At 72.8% G+C, this 21,263-nt stretch carries 19 protein-coding genes, 5 tRNA genes and 1 pseudogene; 7 read left to right on the plus strand and 18 right to left on the minus strand.

Going from position 1 to position 21,263, the window contains the following annotated elements; genetic code table 11:
• Nucleotides 1–139: 139 nt before the first annotated feature.
• The 3 genes from thiD to ACIA8Q_RS33385 form a co-directional block, all read right to left on the minus strand.
• Nucleotides 140–985, minus strand: a complete 846-nt coding sequence (gene thiD / locus ACIA8Q_RS33375) for a bifunctional hydroxymethylpyrimidine kinase/phosphomethylpyrimidine kinase (protein WP_360222076.1) — start codon at nucleotides 983–985, stop codon at nucleotides 140–142.
• Nucleotides 986–1,008: 23 nt separating this feature from the next.
• The gene (locus ACIA8Q_RS33380) at nucleotides 1,009–2,034 is read right to left on the minus strand and encodes an ATP-dependent 6-phosphofructokinase (RefSeq protein ID WP_360222079.1); all 1,026 of its coding nucleotides are present in this window, start codon (nucleotides 2,032–2,034) and stop codon (nucleotides 1,009–1,011) included.
• Nucleotides 2,035–2,249: 215 nt separating this feature from the next.
• Nucleotides 2,250–3,215 carry a thiamine-phosphate kinase gene (locus ACIA8Q_RS33385; RefSeq protein ID WP_360222082.1) on the minus strand — a complete coding sequence of 322 codons (966 nt, stop codon included), beginning with the start codon at nucleotides 3,213–3,215 and terminating at the stop codon, nucleotides 2,250–2,252.
• Nucleotides 3,216–3,422: 207 nt separating this feature from the next.
• Here ACIA8Q_RS33385 and ACIA8Q_RS33390 point away from each other — a divergent pair, with 207 nt between their 5' ends.
• The gene (locus tag ACIA8Q_RS33390) at nucleotides 3,423–3,656 is read left to right on the plus strand and encodes an Lrp/AsnC ligand binding domain-containing protein (protein ID WP_360222085.1); all 234 of its coding nucleotides are present in this window, start codon (nucleotides 3,423–3,425) and stop codon (nucleotides 3,654–3,656) included.
• 20 nt (nucleotides 3,657–3,676) lie between these two features.
• Nucleotides 3,677–4,195 (plus strand): DUF3515 domain-containing protein, encoded by a 519-nt coding sequence (locus tag ACIA8Q_RS33395; protein ID WP_360222088.1) that lies wholly within the window; start codon nucleotides 3,677–3,679, stop codon nucleotides 4,193–4,195.
• Between the two features lie 66 nt (nucleotides 4,196–4,261).
• On the opposite strand, the gene ACIA8Q_RS33400 is transcribed toward ACIA8Q_RS33395, so the two are convergent.
• From ACIA8Q_RS33400 to ACIA8Q_RS33410, 3 genes are all read right to left on the minus strand, one after another.
• Nucleotides 4,262–5,407, minus strand: coding sequence for a D-alanine--D-alanine ligase family protein (locus ACIA8Q_RS33400; protein ID WP_360222091.1), 1,146 nt, complete (start codon nucleotides 5,405–5,407; stop codon nucleotides 4,262–4,264).
• An 84-nt stretch (nucleotides 5,408–5,491) separates the two neighbouring features.
• A complete protein-coding gene (locus ACIA8Q_RS33405; RefSeq protein ID WP_360222094.1) occupies nucleotides 5,492–6,493 on the minus strand; it encodes an NAD(P)H-dependent glycerol-3-phosphate dehydrogenase in 1,002 nt (333 codons plus the stop codon).
• A complete protein-coding gene (locus ACIA8Q_RS33410) occupies nucleotides 6,490–7,314 on the minus strand; it encodes a lysophospholipid acyltransferase family protein (RefSeq protein WP_360222097.1) in 825 nt (274 codons plus the stop codon). The genes ACIA8Q_RS33405 and ACIA8Q_RS33410 overlap by 4 nt, the downstream gene beginning before the upstream one ends.
• Before the next feature lie 231 nt (nucleotides 7,315–7,545).
• Here ACIA8Q_RS33410 and cofC point away from each other — a divergent pair, with 231 nt between their 5' ends.
• The gene (gene cofC / locus ACIA8Q_RS33415) at nucleotides 7,546–8,268 is read left to right on the plus strand and encodes a 2-phospho-L-lactate guanylyltransferase (protein ID WP_360222100.1); all 723 of its coding nucleotides are present in this window, start codon (nucleotides 7,546–7,548) and stop codon (nucleotides 8,266–8,268) included.
• Nucleotides 8,269–8,339: 71 nt separating this feature from the next.
• Entirely contained in the window at nucleotides 8,340–8,561 is a 222-nt protein-coding gene (locus ACIA8Q_RS33420; protein WP_360222103.1) for a hypothetical protein, read from the plus strand.
• Nucleotides 8,562–8,724: 163 nt separating this feature from the next.
• Here the strand turns inward: ACIA8Q_RS33420 and ACIA8Q_RS33425 are convergent, their stop codons facing one another.
• The 4 genes from ACIA8Q_RS33425 to leuC all read right to left on the minus strand — a co-directional run bounded on the left by ACIA8Q_RS33425 (nucleotide 8,725) and on the right by leuC (nucleotide 12,172).
• Complete coding sequence (locus tag ACIA8Q_RS33425) at nucleotides 8,725–9,486, minus strand: HU family DNA-binding protein (RefSeq protein ID WP_396318280.1); 762 nt, start codon at nucleotides 9,484–9,486, stop codon at nucleotides 8,725–8,727.
• A gap of 133 nt (nucleotides 9,487–9,619) precedes the next feature.
• A complete protein-coding gene (locus ACIA8Q_RS33430; RefSeq protein WP_396318281.1) occupies nucleotides 9,620–9,967 on the minus strand; it encodes a hypothetical protein in 348 nt (115 codons plus the stop codon).
• A gap of 181 nt (nucleotides 9,968–10,148) precedes the next feature.
• Nucleotides 10,149–10,745, minus strand: a complete 597-nt coding sequence (gene leuD / locus ACIA8Q_RS33435; protein ID WP_360222109.1) for a 3-isopropylmalate dehydratase small subunit — start codon at nucleotides 10,743–10,745, stop codon at nucleotides 10,149–10,151.
• Between the two features lie 5 nt (nucleotides 10,746–10,750).
• Nucleotides 10,751–12,172, minus strand: coding sequence for a 3-isopropylmalate dehydratase large subunit (gene leuC / locus ACIA8Q_RS33440; RefSeq protein ID WP_360222112.1), 1,422 nt, complete (start codon nucleotides 12,170–12,172; stop codon nucleotides 10,751–10,753).
• Nucleotides 12,173–12,405: 233 nt separating this feature from the next.
• Between leuC and ACIA8Q_RS33445 the strand changes: the two genes are divergently transcribed.
• A complete protein-coding gene (locus ACIA8Q_RS33445; protein WP_030306825.1) occupies nucleotides 12,406–13,119 on the plus strand; it encodes an IclR family transcriptional regulator in 714 nt (237 codons plus the stop codon).
• A 146-nt stretch (nucleotides 13,120–13,265) separates the two neighbouring features.
• Here the strand turns inward: ACIA8Q_RS33445 and ACIA8Q_RS33450 are convergent.
• The 8 genes from ACIA8Q_RS33450 to ACIA8Q_RS33485 form a co-directional block, all read right to left on the minus strand.
• Nucleotides 13,266–13,340: transfer RNA gene (locus ACIA8Q_RS33450), tRNA-Gln, on the minus strand.
• 49 nt (nucleotides 13,341–13,389) lie between these two features.
• Nucleotides 13,390–13,462: transfer RNA gene (locus tag ACIA8Q_RS33455), tRNA-Glu, on the minus strand.
• Nucleotides 13,463–13,488: 26 nt separating this feature from the next.
• Nucleotides 13,489–13,561: transfer RNA gene (locus ACIA8Q_RS33460), tRNA-Glu, on the minus strand.
• 27 nt (nucleotides 13,562–13,588) lie between these two features.
• Nucleotides 13,589–13,661, minus strand: a tRNA-Glu gene (locus ACIA8Q_RS33465).
• Nucleotides 13,662–13,698: 37 nt separating this feature from the next.
• Nucleotides 13,699–13,770 (minus strand) — tRNA-Gln (locus tag ACIA8Q_RS33470).
• A gap of 239 nt (nucleotides 13,771–14,009) precedes the next feature.
• On the minus strand, nucleotides 14,010–15,509 hold the full coding sequence (gltX, locus tag ACIA8Q_RS33475; protein ID WP_360222115.1) for a glutamate--tRNA ligase: 1,500 nt from the start codon (nucleotides 15,507–15,509) through the stop codon (nucleotides 14,010–14,012).
• On the minus strand, nucleotides 15,502–16,302 hold the full coding sequence (locus ACIA8Q_RS33480) for a fumarylacetoacetate hydrolase family protein (protein WP_360222118.1): 801 nt from the start codon (nucleotides 16,300–16,302) through the stop codon (nucleotides 15,502–15,504). The genes gltX and ACIA8Q_RS33480 overlap by 8 nt, the downstream gene beginning before the upstream one ends.
• A 245-nt stretch (nucleotides 16,303–16,547) precedes the next feature.
• On the minus strand, nucleotides 16,548–16,772 hold the full coding sequence (locus ACIA8Q_RS33485; protein ID WP_360222121.1) for a hypothetical protein: 225 nt from the start codon (nucleotides 16,770–16,772) through the stop codon (nucleotides 16,548–16,550).
• A gap of 637 nt (nucleotides 16,773–17,409) precedes the next feature.
• Between ACIA8Q_RS33485 and ACIA8Q_RS33490 the strand changes: the two genes are divergently transcribed.
• Together ACIA8Q_RS33490 and ACIA8Q_RS33495 are read left to right on the plus strand one after the other, a co-directional pair.
• Nucleotides 17,410–21,162, plus strand: a complete 3,753-nt coding sequence (locus ACIA8Q_RS33490) for a nitrate- and nitrite sensing domain-containing protein (RefSeq protein WP_396318282.1) — start codon at nucleotides 17,410–17,412, stop codon at nucleotides 21,160–21,162.
• Between the two features lie 10 nt (nucleotides 21,163–21,172).
• Nucleotides 21,173–21,263, plus strand: a pseudogene (locus ACIA8Q_RS33495) (roadblock/LC7 domain-containing protein); the annotation flags it as partial.

The following is a 21,263-nucleotide window of genomic DNA, read 5'->3' on the forward strand; positions in this document are numbered from 1 at the left end:
TTGTGTGGCGTCGGCGGCGGCCGCGGGTGGCTCGGGCCCCGTGTACGCCGTGCACTTGGGCGGTGGGCGCGCTTTCATTGTTTGCGGCCCGGGCCCCCCCCGGGGGGGGGGGGCCCCGGGGCCCCCCCCACCGCCGTGGTCAGCGCCAGCGCCAGGCGTGGTCGACCGGGCCGATCCCCGCGCCGAGCGCGAAGCCCCCGGCGATCGCGCCGGTGATGTACTCCTTGGCCGAGCCGACCGCCTCGGGCAGCGGCTGCCCCTTGGCCAGTCCGGCGGCGATCGCGCTGGCCAGCGTGCAGCCGGTGCCGTGGGTGTGCCGGTTGTCGTAGCGCGGCGCCCGGTACCAGTGCTCCTCGCCGGGGCCGCCGTAGAGCAGGTCGGCGGCCTCGCCCTCCAGGTGGCCGCCCTTGACCAGCACCCAGCGCGGCCCGAGGTCGAGCAGGGCCCTGGCGGCGTCCAGCATCCCGGCCTCGTCGTCGACGGTCCGGCCGGTGAGCTGCGTCACCTCGTGCAGGTTGGGGGTGGCCAGGGTGGCGACCGGCAGCAGCCGCTCGCGGACGGTGGCGACGGCCTCGGCGGCCAGCAGGGCGTCCCCGTGCTTGGAGACGCCGACCGGGTCGACCACCACCGGGGCGTCCACCCCGGCGAGCAGGTCGGAGACGGTCTCGACGAGTTCGATCGAGGCGAGCATGCCGGTCTTCACGGCCTGGACCCCGATGTCGTCGACCACGCTGCGGAACTGGGCCCGGACGGCCTCGGCGGGCAGTTCCCAGTAGCCCTGGACGCCGAGCGAGTTCTGCGCGGTGACGGCGGTGATCACGCTCATGCCGTGGACGCCGAGGGCGAGCATCGCCTTGAGGTCTGCCTGGATGCCGGCGCCGCCGCCGGAGTCGGAGCCGGCGACGGTGAGGACGCGGGGCGGGGCGCCGGAGGGGCCGTGCGGAGCGGGTCGACCGGGGGCGGGGGCGGGAGACGGGAGGGCCATGGGGCCAACCTACCTCCGGCGGTTCAGAGCACGGCCTCGGATTCCGCCCAGCGGTCCTCCGGCACCGTCTTGAGCCTGGTCACCGCGGCGGCGATCGGGACCAGCTCGATCCCGGTCCGGCGCAGCGCGGTGAAGTGCCCGAACGCGCCCTTGTGGACGGCCTCGACCGCGTGCCAGCCGAAGCGGGAGGCGAGCACCCGGTCCCGCGCGGTCGGGGTGCCGCCGCGCTGGGTGTGCCCGAGGATGACCGGCCGGGCCTCCTTGCCGAGCAGGTCCTCCAGCTCGTGGGCGAGCCGGTTGCCGATCCCGCCGAAGGTCCGGTGCCCGAACTGGTCGACGTCGCCGTGGTCGAAGCGCATGGTGCCGGGCTGCGGGGCGGCACCCTCGGCGACGGCGATGATGGCGAACTTCTTGCCGCGGGCGAACCGGTCCTCGACCATCCGGGCCACCGCCTCGATGTCGAATGGCTTCTCCGGGATGAGGATGCCGTGCGCGCCGGCGGCCATGCCCGCGGTGAGGGTGATCCAGCCGGTGTGCCGGCCCATCAACTCGACGACCATGACGCGCTGGTGGGACTCCGCGGTGGTCTTCAGCCGGTCGATCGCCTCGGTCGCCACGTGCACCGCGGTGTCGAAGCCGAAGGTGACGTCGGTGGCGTCGATGTCGTTGTCGATGGTCTTGGGCACCCCCACGACCGGCAGCCCGGCGTCGCTGAACAGCCGGGCCGCGGTCAGCGTCCCCTCGCCGCCGATCGCGATCAGCGCGTCGATGCCGATGTCCCGGGCCAGCGTGCGGGCGTTGTCCACCGCCCAGGCGATCCGGTCCCGCTGGACCCGGGCGGAGCCCAGGATGGTGCCGCCGAGGGTGAGCAGACCGGTGACGTCGTCGTGCGAGACCGGCCGGGTGCGCCCCTCGATGAGACCGAGGAAGCCGTCCTCGATGCCGACGATCTCGTCCCCGTGCACGTCCGTCCCGCGGTGCACCACGGAGCGGATCACCGCGTTCAGGCCGGGGCAGTCGCCGCCGCTGGTCAGTACCCCGATGCGCATGGTTGACGTGCTCCCGCTCGCAGTGGCTCGGACCACCCGCGCCGGACGGCGGGCGGGCCCGGTAGTCGCAAGACTCTCGGTACTCGGAAGACTACGCAAAACCCCCCGGCGAAGCCCGTCCGCCGCACGTCCGGCGCGCGATCCACTGCACCCGTGTCCGGACGCCATCCCCCGTGCGCCGTAGGAGAGTCGGCGCGGGCGTCCGGCGCCGTCCGTCACTCGGCGAAGTGGTCCCAGCCGCCGACCCGGTCCCAGGGTGCGCCGTCCACCGTCACCCGGCCGCTGCGGCTGCCCCGGGGGCGGCCGGTCACCTCGCCCACCACCCGCCAGCGGGCGGGGAGTTGGACCCCGCGCGGGAAGGTCGCCACGATCGCGTGGTCCTCGCCGCCGGACAGCACCCAGACCAGCGGGTCCACGCCGACGGCCTGGCCGATGTCGGCCATCTGCGCCGGGACGTCGAAGTCGGCGGCCTTGAGGTCGATGTCCACCTCGCTCGCGCGGGCCACGTGGCCGAGGTCGGCGACCAGTCCGTCGCTCACGTCGATCATCGAGGTCGCGCCCAACTCGGCGGCGGCCGGGCCCGCGTGGTACGGCGGCTCGGGCCGGCGGTGCGCCTCGACGAAGGCCCGCGGGGAGCGGAAGCCGCGCTGCAGCACGGTCAGCCCGGCGGCCGACCAGCCGAGCCAGCCGGTCACCGCGACCACGTCGCCGACCTGAGCACCGGAGCGCGTCACCGCCGCGCGCCCCTGCAGGTCGCCGAGCGCCGTGATCGCCAGGGTGACGGTGTCGCCGCGCACCACGTCGCCGCCGACCACCGTCGCCCCGGCGACCTGGCACTCGTCGCGCAGCCCGTCCATCAGCTCGGTGGCCCAGGTGGTCGGCAGGTCCGCGGGGGCCACCAGGCCGAGCAGTATCGCGGTCGGCACCGCGCCCATCGCGGCCACGTCGGCGAGGTTCTGGGCGGCGGCCTTGCGGCCCACGTCGTAGGCGGTGGACCAGTCCCGGCGGAAGTGCCGGTTCTCGATCAGGACGTCCGTGGTGGCCACCACCCGGCCGTCCGGCGCCTTCACCACCGCGGCGTCGTCACCCGGGCCGAGGTCGACCGCGTCGGTGAGCGGCACCCGGGCGGTGAGCTCCCTGATGAGACCGAACTCGCCGAGCTCGCCCACGGTCCCCTGCATCTGCCGTCCTCTCGCGTTTCCCTCAGAACTGGTCCCCGTCGCGCTCCCCCGCGCGCAGCGTACGCCCTTCGGGGGTGTCGGGGTCTCCCCTCCCCGGCCCACCGCGCGGTAGCGTGGTGATCAGACTGCCGGTGAGCCCGGTCCCACCCGACGCCTGACCGGGCGATCACGGCGGCGATCCCCGTAACCGGCCGCCGGGAGGCCCCCGTGGTACAGGCATACATCCTGATCCAGACCGAGGTCGGCAAGGCCACCGCAGTGGCCGAGTCGATCTCCAAGATTCCCGGCGTGCTCCAGGCCGAGGACGTCACCGGACCGTACGACGTGATCGTCCGGGCCGAGGCCGACACCGTGGACGACCTGGGCCGCCTGGTGGTGGCCAAGGTCCAGCAGGTCGAGGGCATCACCCGCACCCTGACCTGTCCGGTGGTCCACCTGTAAGCCCCGGCTACCATCGGCGGGTGGCCACAGAACTCCGCATCACCCGGGCGCTGGCGGCGCTGCCCGCGCCGCTCCGCTGGCTGGCCCTGCCGCTCGCGCTGACCTGCACGCTCGTGGTGCTGCTGGGGAGTTGGAGCTCCCCCGACGAGAGCGTGGCGGTGCCCAGCCCGGGCGGCCGGGCGGCCGGGTACTGCCGTGCGCTCGCCGCGGCGCTGCCGCAGGAGCTGCTCGGCCACCCCCGGAAGGACCCGTCCCCCGCGTCCCCGTACGTGGCGGCGTGGGGCGGCTCGCCGCGCACCGTGCTGCGCTGCGGCGTCGACCGCCCCGAACAGCTGGACGGCGAGCACGCCAAGGACTGGTCACCGACCGTGGACGACGTCACCTGGTGGTCGCAGCGGCTCTCCGACGGCGGCTACCGCTTCGTGACGACGATGCGCGCCGCCTACGTCGAGGTGACCGTCCCGGCCGGTGCCGCGCAGAACCCCTTCGACCCGGCCGCCGCCGTCACCCCCGCGGTGAAGGCCACCGTCCCGGGCTGACCGGTACGCCGCGGAGGGTGGGCCTGGACTCCTCCCGGCCCACCCTCCGTCGTCGCGGTCGGGCCGCTACCGCAGACCGGTGGAACGGTCCAGCGCGGCGCGGAGCAGCCGGTCGATCAGCTCGGGGTAGGACACCCCGGTGGCCTCCCACATCTTCGGGAAGGCCGAGATCGGGGTGAAGCCGGGCATCGTGTTGACCTCGTTGATCATCCAGGTGCCGTCCTCCAGCAGGAAGAAGTCCACCCGGGCCAGGCCTTCGCAGCCCAGCGCCTCGAACGCGGCCAGCGCCTGGCGGCGGATCTCGGCGGTCTCCTCGGCGCCGAGCTCCGCCGGGATGCGCACCTCGGAGGAGTCGATGTACTTGGCCTCGAAGTCGTAGAACTCGTAGCCGCCGCCGACCATGATCTCGCCGGGCACGCTGGCCCGCGGGCCGTCCTCGAACTCCAGGACGCCGCACTCGATCTCGCGGCCGGTCACACCGGCCTCGATGATCAGCTTGGGGTCGTGGCGGCGGGCCTCCTCGATCGCGGCGTCGAGGTCGGCCAGGTCCTTGACCTTGGTGATGCCCATGCTGGAACCGGCACGGCACGGCTTCACGAACAGCGGCAGGCCCAGCTCGGCGGCCCGCTCGCGCACCGCGGCGCGGCCCTGCTCGCTCTCCCACTCGCGCGGCCGGACGACGGTGTACCGGCCGACGCCCAGGCCGTGCGAGGCCAGGACCCGCTTGGTGAACTCCTTGTCCATGCCGACCGCGCTGGCGAGCACGCCGTTGCCGACGTACGGCACGCCGGAGAGCTCCAGCAGGCCCTGCAGGGTGCCGTCCTCGCCCCAGGGGCCGTGCAGCAGCGGGAAGACGACGTCGACCTCGCCGAGGGCCTTGGGGGCGCTCCCCGGCTCGCTCAGGACGACCTCGCGGTCGCCCGGGGCGATCGGCAGCGCGACCTGGCCGGCCACGGACTCGGCGACGTGCGCCACGTCCGGCAGCACGCCGTCGGTGATGGCCATCCGGGCGGGCTCGTCGCTGGCCAGCGCCCAGCGGCCCTCGTGCGTGATGCCGATCGGCAGCACGTCGTACGTGTCGCGGTCGATCGCCCTGAGCACGCTGCCCGCGGTGGAGACCGAGATGGCGTGCTCGGAGCTGCGGCCGCCGAAGACCAGCGCGACGCGCGGCTTCGCAGCGGACGGGTTCGGGGAGGTCTGTTCGATGCTCATATCGCGATTGAGACTACCGTGCGACGTGTTTCCGGGACGTCAGCCGCCCCGGGAACGGTGCCGCCCGCCCTCCCCGGCACCGCCTCAGCGCCGTTCGGCCTTCGCCGAGCGGGACATCAGGGCCTGCAGCGCCTCCTGGGTGGGCCGGCCGTTGTGCACCACGTCCACCACCGCCTCGACGATCGGCATGTCGACCCCGTTGCGCCGGGCCAGGTCGAGCACCGACTCGCAGGACTTGACGCCCTCCGCGGTCTGCCGGGTGGCCGCGATGGTCTCCGCGAGCGACATGCCCCGGCCCAGGTTCATGCCGAAGGTGTTGTTGCGCGACAGCGGGGACGAGCAGGTCGCGACCAGGTCGCCCATCCCGGCGAGCCCGGCGAAGGTGTGCGGGTCGGCGCCGAGCACCTCGCCGAGCCGGGTGGTCTCGGCCAGCCCCCGGGTGATCAGCGTCGCCTTGGTGTTGTCGCCGAGGCCCATGCCGGCGGCCATGCCGACCGCCAGGCCGATGACGTTCTTGACCGCCCCGCCGAGCTCGCAGCCCACCACGTCGGTGTTGGTGTACGGGCGGAAGTACGGCGTGTGGCAGGCCGCCTGGAGCCGCTTGGCGACCGCCTCGTCGACGCAGGCCACCACGCTGGCGGCCGGCTGCCGGTTGGCGATCTCCTTCGCCAGGTTGGGCCCGCTGACCACCGCTACCCGCTCCGGTCCGACCTTGGCGACCTCGGCGATGACCTCGCTCATCCGCTTGGCGGTGCCGAGTTCGATGCCCTTCATGAGGCTGACCAGGACGGTCTGCGGCTCGATCAGGGACGCCCAGCCGGCCAGGTTGTCGCGCACCGTCTGCGAGGGCACCGCGAGCACCGCGAAGTCGGCCCCGGCCAGCGCCGCGGCGGCGTCGACGGTGGCCGTGATGGACGACGGCAGCCGGACGCCGGGCAGGTAGTCCGGGTTCTCGTGGGTGGTGTGGATCGCGTCCACCAGCTCCCAGCGGCGGCCCCAGAGCGTCACCTCGCAGCCCGCGTCCGCCAGCACCATCGCGAAGGCGGTCCCCCAGGACCCCGTCCCGAACACTGCGACCCGGGTCACCGGCCGGCCTCCTCGACGCCGTCGCCGCCCTTGGCGCGCCGGCGCTCGGCCACGGCCGCGGCGGCCCGCTGCCGGGCGGCCTTGCGCATGTCGAAGCGCTCGGCGGGCGGCTCCTCGCCGCGGATGCCGGCCAGCACCTCGGTGATCGCCGCCATGATGTCCTCGGTGGCGTCGTTGAGCACCTGGGCGGTCAGCTCCTGGCCCTGGTAGCGGCTCAGGTCCACCGGGGGCCCGGCGGCCACCGTGACCCGGTGCCGCGGGAAGAGGTTGAACCTGCCCTTCCCGTAGCCGGCCCGGCCGTACGGCGGGATGATCTCGTGCGCGCCCCAGTGCGCGACGGGGATGACCGGCGCCCCGGTCATCAGCGCGACCCGGGCGACGCCGCTCTTGCCGGTCATCGGCCACAGGTCCGGGTCCCGGGTGAGCGTTCCCTCCGGGTAGAACTGCACGCACTGGCCGTTGTCGACGGCGTCGATGGCGGCCCGGAACGCCTGCGCGGCGTCGGTGGACTCGCGGAACACCGGAATCTGGCCGGTCTTGCGCAGCATGAATCCGATGAAGGGAATCGAGAACAGCGAGGACTTGCCGAGAATGCGCGGCGGACGCCCGCTGTTGTACTGCCAGTGCGCGTAGATCACCGGGTCGATGATCGAATTGTGGTTCACCGCGGCGATGAAGCCGCCTTCCTTCGGAAGGTGCTCCCAGCCCCGCCAGTCGGGCTTCACCAGGGCGGTCGTCACCGGCTTCACCAGCACGGCCGCGAAGCGGTACCAGATGCCGTAGTCGGCGTTGCCGAACTTGGCGTACGAGCGGCGGGCCACCCCGGCTCCTCCTCTTTCCGTGCGGCACGTGGGGTGCCGCGGTCATGGCCTCCCGGTGCCGCGCACCGGTGTGGACCGGCGCCCGGGCCGCGGGCGCGGACCAGTGTCGCCCGGCTGCTCACCGGCTGTCGAGCGACCGCGCCAACGCGCCCGGCAGGCGTGATCAAACGCACGTCCGCACAGCTCGGACGGCCTGGCGAGGGCTCCGGGACCGGCGTCACAATGACGCCGATGACCCAGGACACCGTACGCCCCAGCGGGCCCGTCGCGCCCGCCGCACCCGCCGCACCCGCCGCCGGCTGGTCGCTCGTACTGCCGCTCAAGCCGCTCGCGCTGGCGAAGAGCCGACTGGCCCCGTACGCCGGAGTGCACCGGGCGGTCCTCGCACTGTCCTTCGCGCTCGACACCGTCACCGCCGCGCTGGCCACCCCGGGCGTCGCCCACGTCCTGGTGGTCACCCGGGACGCCTCGGCCGGCGCCCGGCTGGCGGCGCTCGGCGCACGGGTGGTCGCCGACGAACCCGGCGGCGGCCTCAACGCGGCGCTGGCGCACGGCGCCTCCGCCGCCCGGTCGCTCGCCCCGCGCTCGCCGCTGGCCGTCCTCTCGGCGGACCTGCCGGCCCTGCGCCCGGCCGAACTGGCCCGGGTCCTGGGGGCGGTGCCGCCCGACGGCCGGGCCTTCCTGCCGGACTCCCCCGGCTTCGGCACCACCCTGCTGGCCTGCACCCCCGGCCGTCCGCTCGCCCCCGCCTTCGGGGACGGCTCCCGGGCCCGGCACGCGGCCGGCGGGGCGCTCGAACTGCGCCTGGCGGGCGTGGAGTCGGTGCGCCGCGACGTGGACACCGGCACGGACCTGGACGAGGCCGCGGCACTCGGCCTCGGCCCGCACACCGGCCCGCTCTTCGCCCGCCTGGGGCACGCCCCGGGGCCGGGCCTGCCGGCGGCTCCCGCCTGACGGCGACCGGCGGGCGCGCCGATCGACGGACAAGCCCCGGGACTGTCGGTGCCGCTCGATATGCTGCTGGCATGCAGGCCACCGCGTTCACCTTCGACCCCGCCACCCGGGCCGGCTCCGTGCTGCTCGACGACGGGACCCCGGTGCCGTTCGACGCGGCCGCCTTCGACGCCGGCGGCCTGCGGCTGCTGCGCCCCGGCCAGCGGGTGCGGATCCGCACCGAGGGCGACGGCGGCACCCGCCGGGTGGTCTTCCTGACGCTCCAGACCTTCCCGGACCCAACCGACGGCTGAGCGGCCCCGCCGACCCGCGGCCCGGCCGACGGCCGCCCCGGATTGCCGACTGAGCGCCCGGAAACCGAGAGAGCCGCGGCGACCCGTTCCCCGTGCGTCACGGAGGGGGGTGCCGCGGCTCAGGGCCGAAGGCCGGAGGCCGTCCGGGGACCGCCGGGCGGGACTACTTGGCAGTGGTCTTGCGCGCGGTGGTCTTGCGGGTGGCGGTCTTCTTCGCCGGAGCCGTCTTCTTGGCCGTGGCGGTGGCCTTCTTGGCGGCGGCGGTGGTGGTCTTCTTGGCGGCGGCCGTGGTGGTCGCCTTCTTGGCGGCGGTGGCGGCCGACTTCTTGGTCGCGGCCGCGGAGGTCTTCTTCGCGGCGGCGGTGGTCGCCTTCTTGGTGGCGGTCGCCTTCTTCGCCGCGGCGGCCGTCGTCTTGGCGGCGGTGGCCGTGGTCTTCTTGGCGGCGGCCGTGGTGGTCGCCTTCTTCGCGGCGGCCTTCTTGGTCGCGGCCGGAGCGGCGGCGGTCTTCGCGGCGGTGGTCTTCGCGGCCGTGGCGGCACGCTTGGTGGCCGCGCGCTTGGCGGCCGGGGTGGCTGCGACGCCGCTCTTGCCCGGGGTGAGGGAACCCTTGGGGGCCTTCTTCACCGAGGGGCCTTCCTTCGGCAGCTTCTTGCTGCCGCTGACCAGGTCCTTGAAGCCCTGGCCGGGACGGAAGCGGGGCACCGAGGTCTTCTTGACCTTGACCTTCTCGCCGGTCTGCGGGTTGCGGGCGAAGCGCGCGGAGCGCTCCACCTTCTCGAAGGTGCCGAACCCGGTGACCGAGACACGGTCACCGGCCACAACGGCGCGGACCATGGTGTCGAGCACTGCGTCGACGGCCTCTGCGGCAGCCTTGCGACCGCCCAGCTGCTCGGCCACCGCTTCGACAAGCTGAGCCTTGTTCACGTCTTCCCCTTCGGAAACGGGCGCCGGATGATTCCATCCGTTCTTTTCGCACGTTAGGTATGTATCTGCGGACTTTCAATTACCAAACGCGCGAATCACCCTAGTGTCGCAATGGATTTGCGCGTCGGCGACCTCAGGCGACGGGCGGGCGCCCCTCGTCGAGGTCATGTACAAAGCGACTCAACCGCCTTGCCGCCTCCGGAAGATCGCGCTTGGCGGTCTCGGTGACGATGAGGAGTTGACGGGTGAGAGCGGTCTTTGCATCGGCAGACACGTTCAGCGCATGCACGCGGGCGTGAGCTTGCTTCAACCGCTCGGCCACAAGCGCGTAGAGCGCTGCGACTTCCTGGTCGTCCGGCCCCTCAGCTGGTGCGGAGGTGACGTCCGGCCGATCGTCAATTCGGCGTTCGGATCCCCGGCCCACGGACTCCGGGGCCGCGGGTTCGCCGCCCGCGTACGGAGGTTCATGGTGCCGGTGCATGTACTGATTGTGCCATCTACCCGCAGTTGTACTTGCGCGGGGCCCTCTCCGGCAAAGCCAAATGGGCAATCCGGGGCGGGCCCCGGCGGTAACTCGTGCTCCGGAACGGCGGATGGCCCGCCCCCCCGAAGGGGAGGCGGGCCATCCGGCGGATCGTCAGAATGCTTGTTCTGAGGGGATCTCAGGCCACCGGCAGAGTACGGGGCTTGAAGGCGGGACGGGTGGTCTCGAAGGCCGCGATGTCGGCCTCGTTCTGCAGCGTGATGCTGATGTCGTCCAGCCCGTTGAGCAGCCGCCACCGGACGTTGTCGTCCAGTTCGAAGGAGGCCGTGACGCCTTCGGCGCGCACTTCGCGGGCCTCCAGGTCGACGGTGATCTCGGCCGAATGGTCACTCTCCGTGAGCGCCCAGAGCTGTTCCACGGTCTCCTGCGGGAGGACCACCGTCAGCAGGCCGTTCTTCAGGGAGTTGCCCCGGAAGATGTCGGCGAAGCGGGACGAGATGACCGCGTGGAAGCCGTAGTTCTGCAGCGCCCAGACGGCGTGCTCGCGGGAGGAGCCGGTGCCGAACTCGGGGCCGGCCACCAGCACGGTGGCCCCCTGGCGCTCGGGCCGGTTGAGGATGAACGACTCGTCCTTGCGCCAGGCCTCGAACAGGCCGTCCTCGAAGCCGGAGCGGGTGACCTTCTTCAGCCAGTGCGCCGGGATGATCTGGTCGGTGTCCACGTTGGAGCGGCGCAGCGGGACGGCCCGGCCGGTGTGGGTGGTGAACTTCTCCATGGTTCTCAGGCCTCCACAGCCACGGTGCTGGTCAGGTCGGAAGGGGCGGCCAGGCGGCCCAGGACGGCGGTCGCCGCGGCGACCTGCGGGGAGACCAGGTGGGTGCGGCCGCCCTTGCCCTGCCGGCCCTCGAAGTTGCGGTTCGAGGTGGAGGCGCAGCGCTCGCCGGGGGCGAGCTGGTCGGGGTTCATGCCCAGGCACATCGAGCAGCCCGCGTGCCGCCACTCGGCGCCGGCCGCGGTGAACACCTTGTCCAGGCCCTCCTCGACGGCCTGCAGGGCGACCCGGACGGAGCCGGGGACGACCAGCATCCGCACCCCGTCCGCGATCCGGCGGCCCTCCAGCACGGCGGCGGCGGCGCGCAGGTCCTCGATCCGCCCGTTGGTGCAGGAGCCCACGAAGACCGCGTCGACCTTGACCTCGCGCAGCGGGGTGCCGGCCTCCAGGCCCATGTAGGCCAGGGCGTTCTCGGCGGCCGTCCGCTCCTGCGGGTCGGCGAAGGAGGCCGGGTCCGGTACCCGGGAGCCCAGCGGGGCGCCCTGGCCGGGGTTGGTGCCCCAGGTGACGAACGGGGTCAGCTCGGCGGCGTCGATGAAGATCTCGTGGTCGAAGACCGCGTCCTCGTCGGTGCCCAGGGTCTCCCAGTACGCGACGGCCGCGTCCCAGTCCTCGCCCTGCGGGGCGTGCGGACGGTCCTTGAGGTAGGCGAAGGTGGTCTCGTCCGGGGCGATCATGCCGGCCCGGGCGCCCGCCTCGATCGACATGTTGCAGATGGTCATCCGGGCCTCCATGGACAGGCCCCGGATCGCCGAACCGCGGTACTCCAGGACGTACCCCTGGCCGCCGCCGGTGCCGATCCTGGCGATGACGGCCAGGATCAGGTCCTTGGCGGTGACGCCCTCGGGCAGCTCGCCCTCGACGGTGATCGCCATCGTCCGGAACGGTGCCAGCGGCAGGGTCTGGGTCGCCAGCACGTGCTCGACCTGGCTGGTGCCGATGCCGAACGCCAGCGCGCCGAAGGCGCCGTGGGTGGAGGTGTGGGAGTCGCCGCAGACCACGGTCATGCCGGGCTGGGTCAGGCCCAGCTGGGGGCCGACCACGTGCACGACGCCCTGCTCGACGTCGCCGAGCGAGTGGATCCGGACGCCGAACTCGGCGGCGTTGCGGCGCAGGGTCTCCAGCTGGACCTTCGAGACCGGGTCGGCGATGGGCTTGTCGATGTCGAGGGTGGGGGTGTTGTGGTCCTCGGTCGCGATCGTCAGATCGGTGCGGCGGACCTTCCGCCCGGCCAGCCGCAGCCCGTCGAAGGCCTGCGGGCTGGTCACTTCGTGGAGCAGGTGCAGGTCGATGAAGAGCAGGTCGGGCTCCCCCTCCGCGCGCCGCACGACGTGGTCGTCCCAGACCTTCTCTGCGAGTGTCCGTCCCATCGGATTCCCTCCAGCCGGCCGCGTTGCCGGCCTTCTCGTGTCGTCGAGGTCGAAGTTGCCGCCACCCTGTAGGGGGCACGGTCCGCGCGACCTGCACGCCGGATCGCTGTCCACGATGCGGACACCTTGGTGAGGCCGCATCCTGGATGTCTCCCGGGCTGCTGCATCCAGAGTGGCGCTTTTCCCGGAAGATTGAACTTGCGTCTCGCGGACTGAGACTGCAGTCTTAGCGCATGGACAACTCTAGCGGCGTCGGCGTTCTCGACAAGGCCGCTCTGGTGCTCAGCGCACTGGAGTCGGGCCCCGCCACGTTGGCGGGGCTGGTCGCCGCCACCGGTCTGGCGCGCCCCACGGCCCACAGACTCGCCGTCGCACTCGAACACCACCGTCTGGTCACCAGGGACATGCAGGGGCGCTTCATCCTCGGCCCCCGTCTCTCCGAACTCTCCGCCGCGGCGGGCGAGGACCGGCTGCTCGCCACCGCGGGCCCGGTCCTGACCCACCTGCGCGACGTCACGGGCGAGAGCGCACAGCTCTACCGCCGCCAGGGCGAGATGCGGATCTGCGTAGCCGCCGCCGAGCGGCTCTCCGGCCTGCGGGACACCGTCCCGGTCGGCAGCACCCTGCCGATGAAGGCCGGCTCGGCCGCCCAGGTCCTGCTGGCCTGGGAGGAGCCCGAGCGGCTGCACCGCGGCCTCCAGGGCGCCCGCTTCACCGCCACCGCCCTCAGCGGCGTCCGGCGGCGCGGCTGGGCCCAGTCGATCGGCGAGCGGGAGCCGGGCGTCGCGTCCGTCTCCGCTCCCGTGCGCGGCCCCTCCAACCGGGTGGTGGCCGCCGTCTCGGTCTCCGGCCCGATCGAGCGGCTGACCCGCCACCCGGGCCGGCTGCACGCCCAGGCCATCATCGAGGCCGCGAACCGGCTGACCGAGGCCCTCCGCCGCAGCTGATCACCCCGGAACACCGGGAAGGGCCCCGCTCGTGGAGCGGGGCCCTTCGGCCGTTCCGGGCCCCGCGGGGAATTGCGGAACCCCGTCCGGAGCGGAGCCCCGTCCGGAAATGCAAAAAGACCCCGGGAACCGGGGCCTTCCTTTTCTGGCTGGGGTACCAGGACTCGAACCTAGACTAAATGAACCAGAATCACTCGTGCTGCCAATTACACCATACCCCAACACAAAGCAAGGGCCGATGGGGTGACCCACCGGCTTCCTGCTCTGAAGTACCCCCGACCGGATTCGAACCGGCGCTACTGCCGTGAGAGGGCAGCGTGCTAGGCCGCTACACAACGGGGGCTTCCTGGCGATCCCTTGCGGGATCCGTACCCCCGACCGGATTCGAACCGGCGCTACTGCCGTGAGAGGGCAGCGTGCTAGGCCGCTACACAACGGGGGCTTTCCAGGTGATCCCTTGCGGGATCCGTACCCCCGACCGGATTCGAACCGGCGCTACTGCCGTGAGAGGGCAGCGTGCTAGGCCGCTACACAACGGGGGCTTGATCTTCATTTATACTGCGGCACTTGCGTACTGCGCTGGGGTACCAGGACTCGAACCTAGACTAAATGAACCAGAATCACTCGTGCTGCCAATTACACCATACCCCACCAGAGTTGAACCCTCGTCGGGATCTTCTCAGGCGTTGCGCCTCTCGTTCGGTCCCGGCCGGGGGGCTTTCGCTCCCTCGTCCGTTCCCTCCCGGGCGGCGCAGAAAGAACATTACCCGACGTCTGCCCTGGCTCCAAAATCGATAACCCCAGGCAGCCGCCGGGCGGCCGTCCGGTGACGTCCGGGTACGCCGCGGGCCCGGCACGAAGCCGGGCCCGCGACCTGCTCCACGACCCGCTCAGGCGGCCGGGAGCGCCTCCAGGGCGGCGTTCAGCCGGCGCAGCGTCTCGGGGCGCCCGAGCAGCTCCATCGACTCGAACAGCGGCGGGGAGACGCGGCGGCCGGTGACGGCCACCCGCAGCGGGGTGAACGCGAACTTGGGCTTGATGCCCAGCCCGTCCACCAGCGCCTCGCGCAGCGCGGCCTGGATCGGCTCCGGGCTGAAGTCGCCGAGCGCCTCCAGCGCCTTGACGCTGGCCTCCAGCACCGGGCGGGAGTCGGCGGTCAGCGCCTTGGCGGCGTCGTCCGGGTCGACGGTGAAGTCGGCCGGGTCGACGAACAGGAAGCCGGCCATGTTCACGATCTCGCTCAGCACGACCATCCGCTCCTGGGTGAGCGGCGCGATCTTCGCGAGCAGGTCCAGCTGCTCGGCCGTCGGCTCGGCCGGCAGCAGGCCGGGGGCCTGCAGGTACGGCACCAGGCGGCGGACGAAGTCCTCCGGGGCCAGCCGGCGGACGTGCTCGGCGTTGATCGCCTCGCACTTCTTCAGGTCGAAGCGGGCCGGGTTGGCGTTCACCTTGGCGATGTCGAAGGCGGCGACCAGCTCGTCCACGCCGAAGAGGTCCCGGTCCTCGGCCAGCGACCAGCCCAGCAGGGACAGGTAGTTGAGCAGGCCCTCGGGGATGAAGCCGCGCTCGCGGTACAGGTTGAGCGAGGCCTGCGGGTCGCGCTTGGAGAGCTTCTTGTTGCCCTCGCCCATGACGTACGGCAGGTGGCCGAAGCGCGGGGTGCCGCCGTCGCCGACGCCGATCTCGGCGAGCGCGGCGTACAGCGCGATCTGCCGCGGGGTGGAGGACAGCAGGTCCTCGCCGCGCAGCACGTGGGTGATGCCCATCAGGGCGTCGTCCACCGGGTTGACCAGGGTGTACAGCGGCGCGCCGTTGGCCCGGACGATGCCGTAGTCCGGCACGTTCTCCGGCTCGAAGGTGAGCGTGCCGCGCACCAGGTCGTCGAAGCTGATGGTGCGGTCGGGCATCCGGAAGCGCAGGATCGGCTCGCGCTTCTCCAGCTTGTAGACCGCGACCTGCTCGTCGGTCAGGTCGCGGCAGTGGCCGTCGTAGCCGGAGGGCTTGCCGGCCGCACGGGCGGCCTCGCGGCGGGCGTCCAGCTCCTCGGTGCTGCAGTAGCAGTGGTACGCGTGGCCGGCCTCGTGCAGGCGGCGGGCGACGTCGGCGTAGATGTCCATCCGCTGGGACTGGCGGTACGGCTCGTGCGGGCCGCCGATCTCCGGGCCCTCGTCCCAGTCGAAGCCCAGCCAGCGCATGGCGTCCAGCAGCTGCTCGTACGACTCCTCGGAGTCGCGGGCCGAGTCGGTGTCCTCGATCCGGAAGACCAGCGTGCCGCCGTTGTGGCGGGCGAAGGCCCAGTTGAAGAGGGCGGTGCGGACCAGGCCCACGTGCGGGTTCCCGGTCGGGGACGGACAGAAGCGAACCCGGACGGCCGGGTTTGAGTTAGCCACGCTTGATCACCTTGTTGGTGAGAGTGCCGATGCCTTCGATGGAGACGGCGACCTCGTCGCCGACGTTGAGCGGGCCCACCCCTGCGGGCGTGCCGGTGAGGATGACGTCGCCGGGCAGCAGCGTCATGGCCTCGGAGACGTGGACGATCAGCTCGGCGACCGAGCGGACCATCTGGGAGGTGCGGCCGGCCTGCCGGAGCTCGCCGTTGACCGTGCAGGTGACGGCCAGGTCGGCCGGGTCCACGTCGGTCTCGATCCACGGGCCCAGCGGGCAGGAGGTGTCGAAGCCCTTGGCCCGGGCCCACTGGCCCTCGCGCTGCTGGACGTCCCGCGCGGTGACGTCGTTGGCGCAGGTGTAGCCGAGGATCACCTCGGGCACCCGGTCCAGCGGCACCTCGCGGCACATCCGGCCGATCACCACGGCGAGTTCGGCCTCGTGGTGGACGTCCGAGGAGAACGGCGGGTACGCGATGTTCTCGGTCGGGCCGATCACCGAGGTCGACGGCTTGAAGAAGGTGAGCGGGAGGTCCGGGACGTCGTGGCCCAGCTCGGCCGCGTGCGCCGCGTAGTTGCGGCCGACGGCCACGATCTTGTTGGGGAGCATCGGGCTGAGCAGCCGGACGTCCTGGAAGCGGTAGCTCTCGCCGGTGGGCTGGGGCTGGCCGAACGGGTGGCCGGCCAGCGCGTGGACGACCAGCGAGTCGGGCTGGGAGGGATCGCCCTCCACGACGCCGAAGGAGACGCTGCCGGCGGCAGGGCTCCCTTCCCGGACGGAAAACCTGGCAATGCGCACGGCTGGGCTACCCCTCGCTTCGTCGGCCGCCCGGGGCGCGCCCGGGCGCTGGTGGGCGCCCCGCCCGTGGTGGGCGCGGTCCCGTCAATCGTCGTCCAGGCTATCGCGCGCGGCCCCGGCGGGCCGCTTTGCCCCTGTTCAGCCCGGTCGGGGCGGAAGCCGCGGGTGCGGCCCCGGGAAGCGCGAACGGGCGCCGCGGCCGCCCCCGGAGGGTGGCCGCGGCGCCCGGTCCGGGCGCGGTCCGGTCAGTCCTGCGGGACGGCGACGACCGGGGCGACCATCAGCTGGGTGCGGCGCGGGTTGGCCGTGCTGGTCGGCAGCTCGGTGGCGTACGTGACGACGTCCTCGGGCTTGCGGGCGCCCGGGATCGCGGCGAAGTCCGCGACCGAGGCCAGCGTCGTGCGGCGCGGGTTCGCCGTGGAGCCGCAGGACAGCGTGGACTGGGTGGCCTTCTTCTTCGCCAGGGACATCGAGAGCACCTCGTGGTAGCGGCCGGGGATCGCGGCGGATCGGCACCGGCCTGAGTGATTCCGATTGATTCGGAGGGGTTCTGGGCAGGCTGATCGGGGCCGTGCTCCGGAGACAGCCCAGGTTACGAGATCTCATTCCACAGGCACCGTGACCAAAGCTATACATACGGCTGTGATTTTGCTCACAAATTCATGAGCAAAATGCAGATATCCGACATATCGCCGCATCGGAATTTCCCGACATACGGCAGATTCCGGGCATTCCGGAAGGTCTGTGACTCTTTTCGATCTAGGGCTCGCTTGGCATGTATCCGGCGAGTGTCCGAAAAAGGCGGTATTCCGGTCCGGTTACCGCACAGTCAGTGAGACCGCGCACGCGGTCGGTAGCGCCGGGAGGTGTGCCCTGGCGGCCCTTGTTGGGATTCCCCGGCTGTGCTGGAATGCCACGGACCGTGGGTAGGGAGAAGTCCACCCCGGTGACCCGCTCACCCGGACCGGCCGGGGAGCGGATGGAAACTCGACACCGTCCAGGCCGCGGCGACGCGGTGGGACGCCCGGTCCAGAGGTTGCGACGCCAGTGCAGGGACGTTTCAAAAGGGGTAGCGGCGCCGCGGGAAACCCGGAGTCGCGTGAGCCTGTGGCAGCCCCCCAGCAGGCGGCGGCCCCCGGCGGCCCGGCCGAGCCGGTGGCGCCCGAGGCCCCCGGCCGCCCGGACGGCGACGGCCAGGAGCGCAAGTCCACCCGGGACAAACTCCGGACGACCCTGACCAGGCGCCGCGCCACCGGTCTGAGCCGGCTCGCGATGCGCAACTGGCGCATCCGGACCCGACTGATCGCGCTGCTCGCCCTCCCCGTCCTGGTCTCCCTCGTCCTCGGTGGCCTGCGGATCCAGACCTCGATGGAGGCCTCGCAGCAACTCGCCCAGATGGCCAACCTCTCCGACCTGGCCAAGAAGGCGACCAACCTCGCGGACGCGCTGCAGAAGGAACGCGACATCAGCGCGGGCCCGATCACCGCGCGCCCCAACGACCCGCTCGACGACGACATCGTCACCGCCCGCAAGGAGACGGACGACCTCAGCCGCACCTTCACCGCGTCCTCGGACAAGTTCGAGAACCTCGAGCTCTCCGGCGGCAAGGCGCTGCTCTTCCAGATCCGCAAGGACCTGAACTCGATCTCCGACGCGCGCAACACGCCGTACCAGAACAACCAGAACATCCAGTCGACGATCACCGCCTACGACGTGATCATCCGCGACCTGCTCTCCATCACCCAGGACATCGCGCTCGCGTCGAACAACAAGGACCTGGTCGTCGCGACCCGTGCGCTCCAGCAGTTCTCGCTCGCCAAGAACGCCACCTCGCAGCAGCGCGCCCTGATCAGCGCCGCGCTCGCCAACCCCAAGGGCCCCGACCTCAGCCTGAGCGACGAGTCCTTCGGCATCCGCCTGCGCGCCTCCTACGACAACGCGCTCACCAGCTTCAACAACATCTACACCGCGCACGACCTGGACAACCTGCGCGGCCAGCTCAGCTACAACTCGGTGGTCGCCGACGCCGACCGCTACGCGCGCTCGATCCTCCAGCAGAGCGGTATCCACCAGACCGACCCGGTGACCTACAAGGACTGGTACGAGAAGGCCAGCGCCAAGATCACCGCCGAGCGCCGGATCGAGTCCAAGCTCATCGAGGACCTCGACGGAAAGGCCCAGGACCTGCAGTCCCAGGCCGACACCGAGGCCATCATCATCGGTGCCGCCGTCGCCCTCGTGCTGCTCGTCGCCCTCGGTGGCGCCGGTCTGATCGCCCGCTCGATGGTGCGCTCGCTGACCCGCCTGCAGGCCGCGGCCGAGGACGTCGCCGAGCGCCGCCTGCCCGAGCTGGTCAAGACCCTCTCCGAGAGCGACCCGCACGACGTCGACACCACGGTCGAGCCGGTCGCCGTCGACTCGACCGACGAGATCGGCCACGTGGCGCACGCGTTCGACATGGTGCACAGCGAGGCCGTACGCCTCGCCGCCGAGCAGGCCCTCCTGCGAGGCAACATCAACGCGATGTTCACCAACCTCTCCCGCCGCAGCCAGGGCCTCATCCAGCGCCAGCTGTCGCTCATCTCCGAGCTGGAGAGCCGCGAGGCGGACCCGGACCAGCTGGCCAACCTCTTCAAGCTGGACCACCTCGCGACCCGTATGCGCCGCAACGGCGAAAACCTCCTCGTCCTCGCCGGTGAGGACCCGGGCCGCCGCTGGACCAGGCCCGTCCCGCTGGTCGACGTGCTCCGCGCCGCCGCCTCCGAGGTGGAGCAGTACGAGCGCATCGAGCTCGCCACCGTGCCGTCGGCCGAGGTCGCCGGCCGCGTCGTCAACGACCTCGTCCACCTCCTCGCCGAGCTGCTCGAGAACGCCACCTCGTTCTCCAGCCCGCAGACCCGCGTCCGGGTCACCGGCCACGCGCTGCCCGACGGCCGCGTGCTGGTCGAGATCCACGACACCGGCATCGGCCTGAGCCCCGACGACCTCGCGGACATCAACGAGCGCCTCGCCAACCCGCCGACGGTGGACGTCTCCGTCTCCCGCCGCATGGGCCTCTTCGTGGTCGGCCGCCTGTCCCTGCGACACGGCATCCGCATCCAGCTGCGCCCCAGCGACTCCGGTGGCACCACCGCGCTCGTCATGCTCCCGGTGGACGTCACCACCTCCGCCGACCGCCGCGGCGCCGCCCGCCCCGGCTCCGCGCAGGCCAAGCAGCAGCGCGGGGTCGCCCCGACGCCGCGCCAGCAGCGCCAGGTGCCGCCCGGCCAGGGCGGCCCGGCCGCGCTCGGCCAGGGCCAGGCCGGCGCCCCGCAGGGCGGCCGTCCGCAGCTCGGTCAGGGCGGTCCGGCCGCGCCGGGTGGCCCCGGTGCGCCGGCCGGCCCGGGTGCGCCCGGCGGCCGCGCGGGCGGTCTGCCGACCCGTCAGGCCGGTCAGTCGCTGCGCGAGAACCCGATCCCGCAGGGCAAGGGGCAGCAGCCCCAGCAGGCCCCGCAGGGCGGCCTGCCGCAGGGCGGCCTGCCGCAGCGCGGCGCCAACCGCCAGGGCCCGGGCCAGCAGGCCCCGCAGTCCCAGCAGGCCCCGCAGGGCGGCCTGCCGCAGCGCGGCGGCAACGGCCAGGGCCCGGCCCAGGGCGGCCCCGGCGGCCTGCCCCGCCGCGGCCAGCAGCCGCCCGCCCAGGGCCGCCCCGGCCAGGAGCGTCCGCGCCCGAACGGCGAGTTCGAGGGCGCTCCGGGCCCCCGCACCGGCGAGCAGCCGCAGCACGGCCGGCCGGGTCGGCCGGGTTCGCCGCAGCAGGGCGCCCGCCCGGGCAACCGTCCGCAGGACGGGCTGCCGCAGCGCCGGCCGGTCCCGCAGGGCCAGGGCGGTCCGCAGGGCCAGCCCGGTCCGCAGGGTCAGGGCCAGCCCGGCCAGGGCCAGCCCGGTCCGCAGGGCCCGGGTGCGCCGCAGGGCCGCCCCGGGCCGCAGGGCCAGCGCCGCCCGCAGCGCCCCGGACCGGACATGCCGCAGCGCGACCGCCAGCCGCAGCTGCCCCCGCAGCAGCAGCCCCAGCCGCTGCCCGCGGCCGAGCCGGCCCCGCTGGAGAGCACCCAGCAGCTCGCCCGGCCCCGTTTCGAGGCCAGCCAGATCGACCCGCGCGACCCGCTGGGCCTCGGTCTGGTGGAGCCGGTGCTGCCGAACGTGCCGAACCCGGCGCGTCCGGAGCAGGTGCGCCCCGAGCAGGTCCGTCAGGAGCCGGTCCGTCCGGAGCCGATGGCGCTGCCGACCGGTCCGTCCCAGGGCGCGGCCGACCAGCCGTGGCAGCCGCAGGACGCCGGCCAGCAGGGCCAGCAGCAGGCGCGGCAGCGGACGTACCAGCCGCGCCGGCCCGGCACCTCCGCCCCGGACCTCCAGCAGCATGGCCAGGCCCCGCAGGCCCGCCAGCCCCAGCAGGGACAGCAGGCACCGCAGGGACAGCAGGCCCCGCAGGGCCAGCAGCAGCCCCCGCAGCAGCCGCAGCCCGGCCCCGGCGACGCCCCGTGGCGCCCGTCCGCGAACGACGAGCGCTGGCGCCGGGCCGAGCAGGTCCGCGAGCCCTCGACCAACGGTGTCACCATGTCCGGTCTCCCCCGGCGGACCCCGCAGGCCAACCTGGTCTCCGGTACCGCCGAGGCCTCGCCGATGACCGGTCCGCAGGTCTCCCGGGCACCCGAGGAGGTCCGCGGCCGGCTCACCAACCTGCGCCGCGGCATCCAGCAGGGTCGCCGCGCCGGGGCCGAGCAGACCAACCCGTCGGGCTTCCAGCATGGTGCCCAGCAGGGCGGATTCGATAGTTTCGGTGGCCGGACCGACGGCAACGGCGCAGAGCATCAGGAGCGTTGAGTTGAATCAGATGAGCCAGGCCGCACAGAACCTGAACTGGCTGATCACCAATTTCGTGGACAACACCCCCGGGGTGTCCCACACCGTGGTGGTCTCCGCCG

Origin of the sequence: Kitasatospora sp. NPDC051705 (assembly GCF_044453265.1) — a bacterium.
GTDB lineage: Bacteria > Actinomycetota > Actinomycetes > Streptomycetales > Streptomycetaceae > Kitasatospora.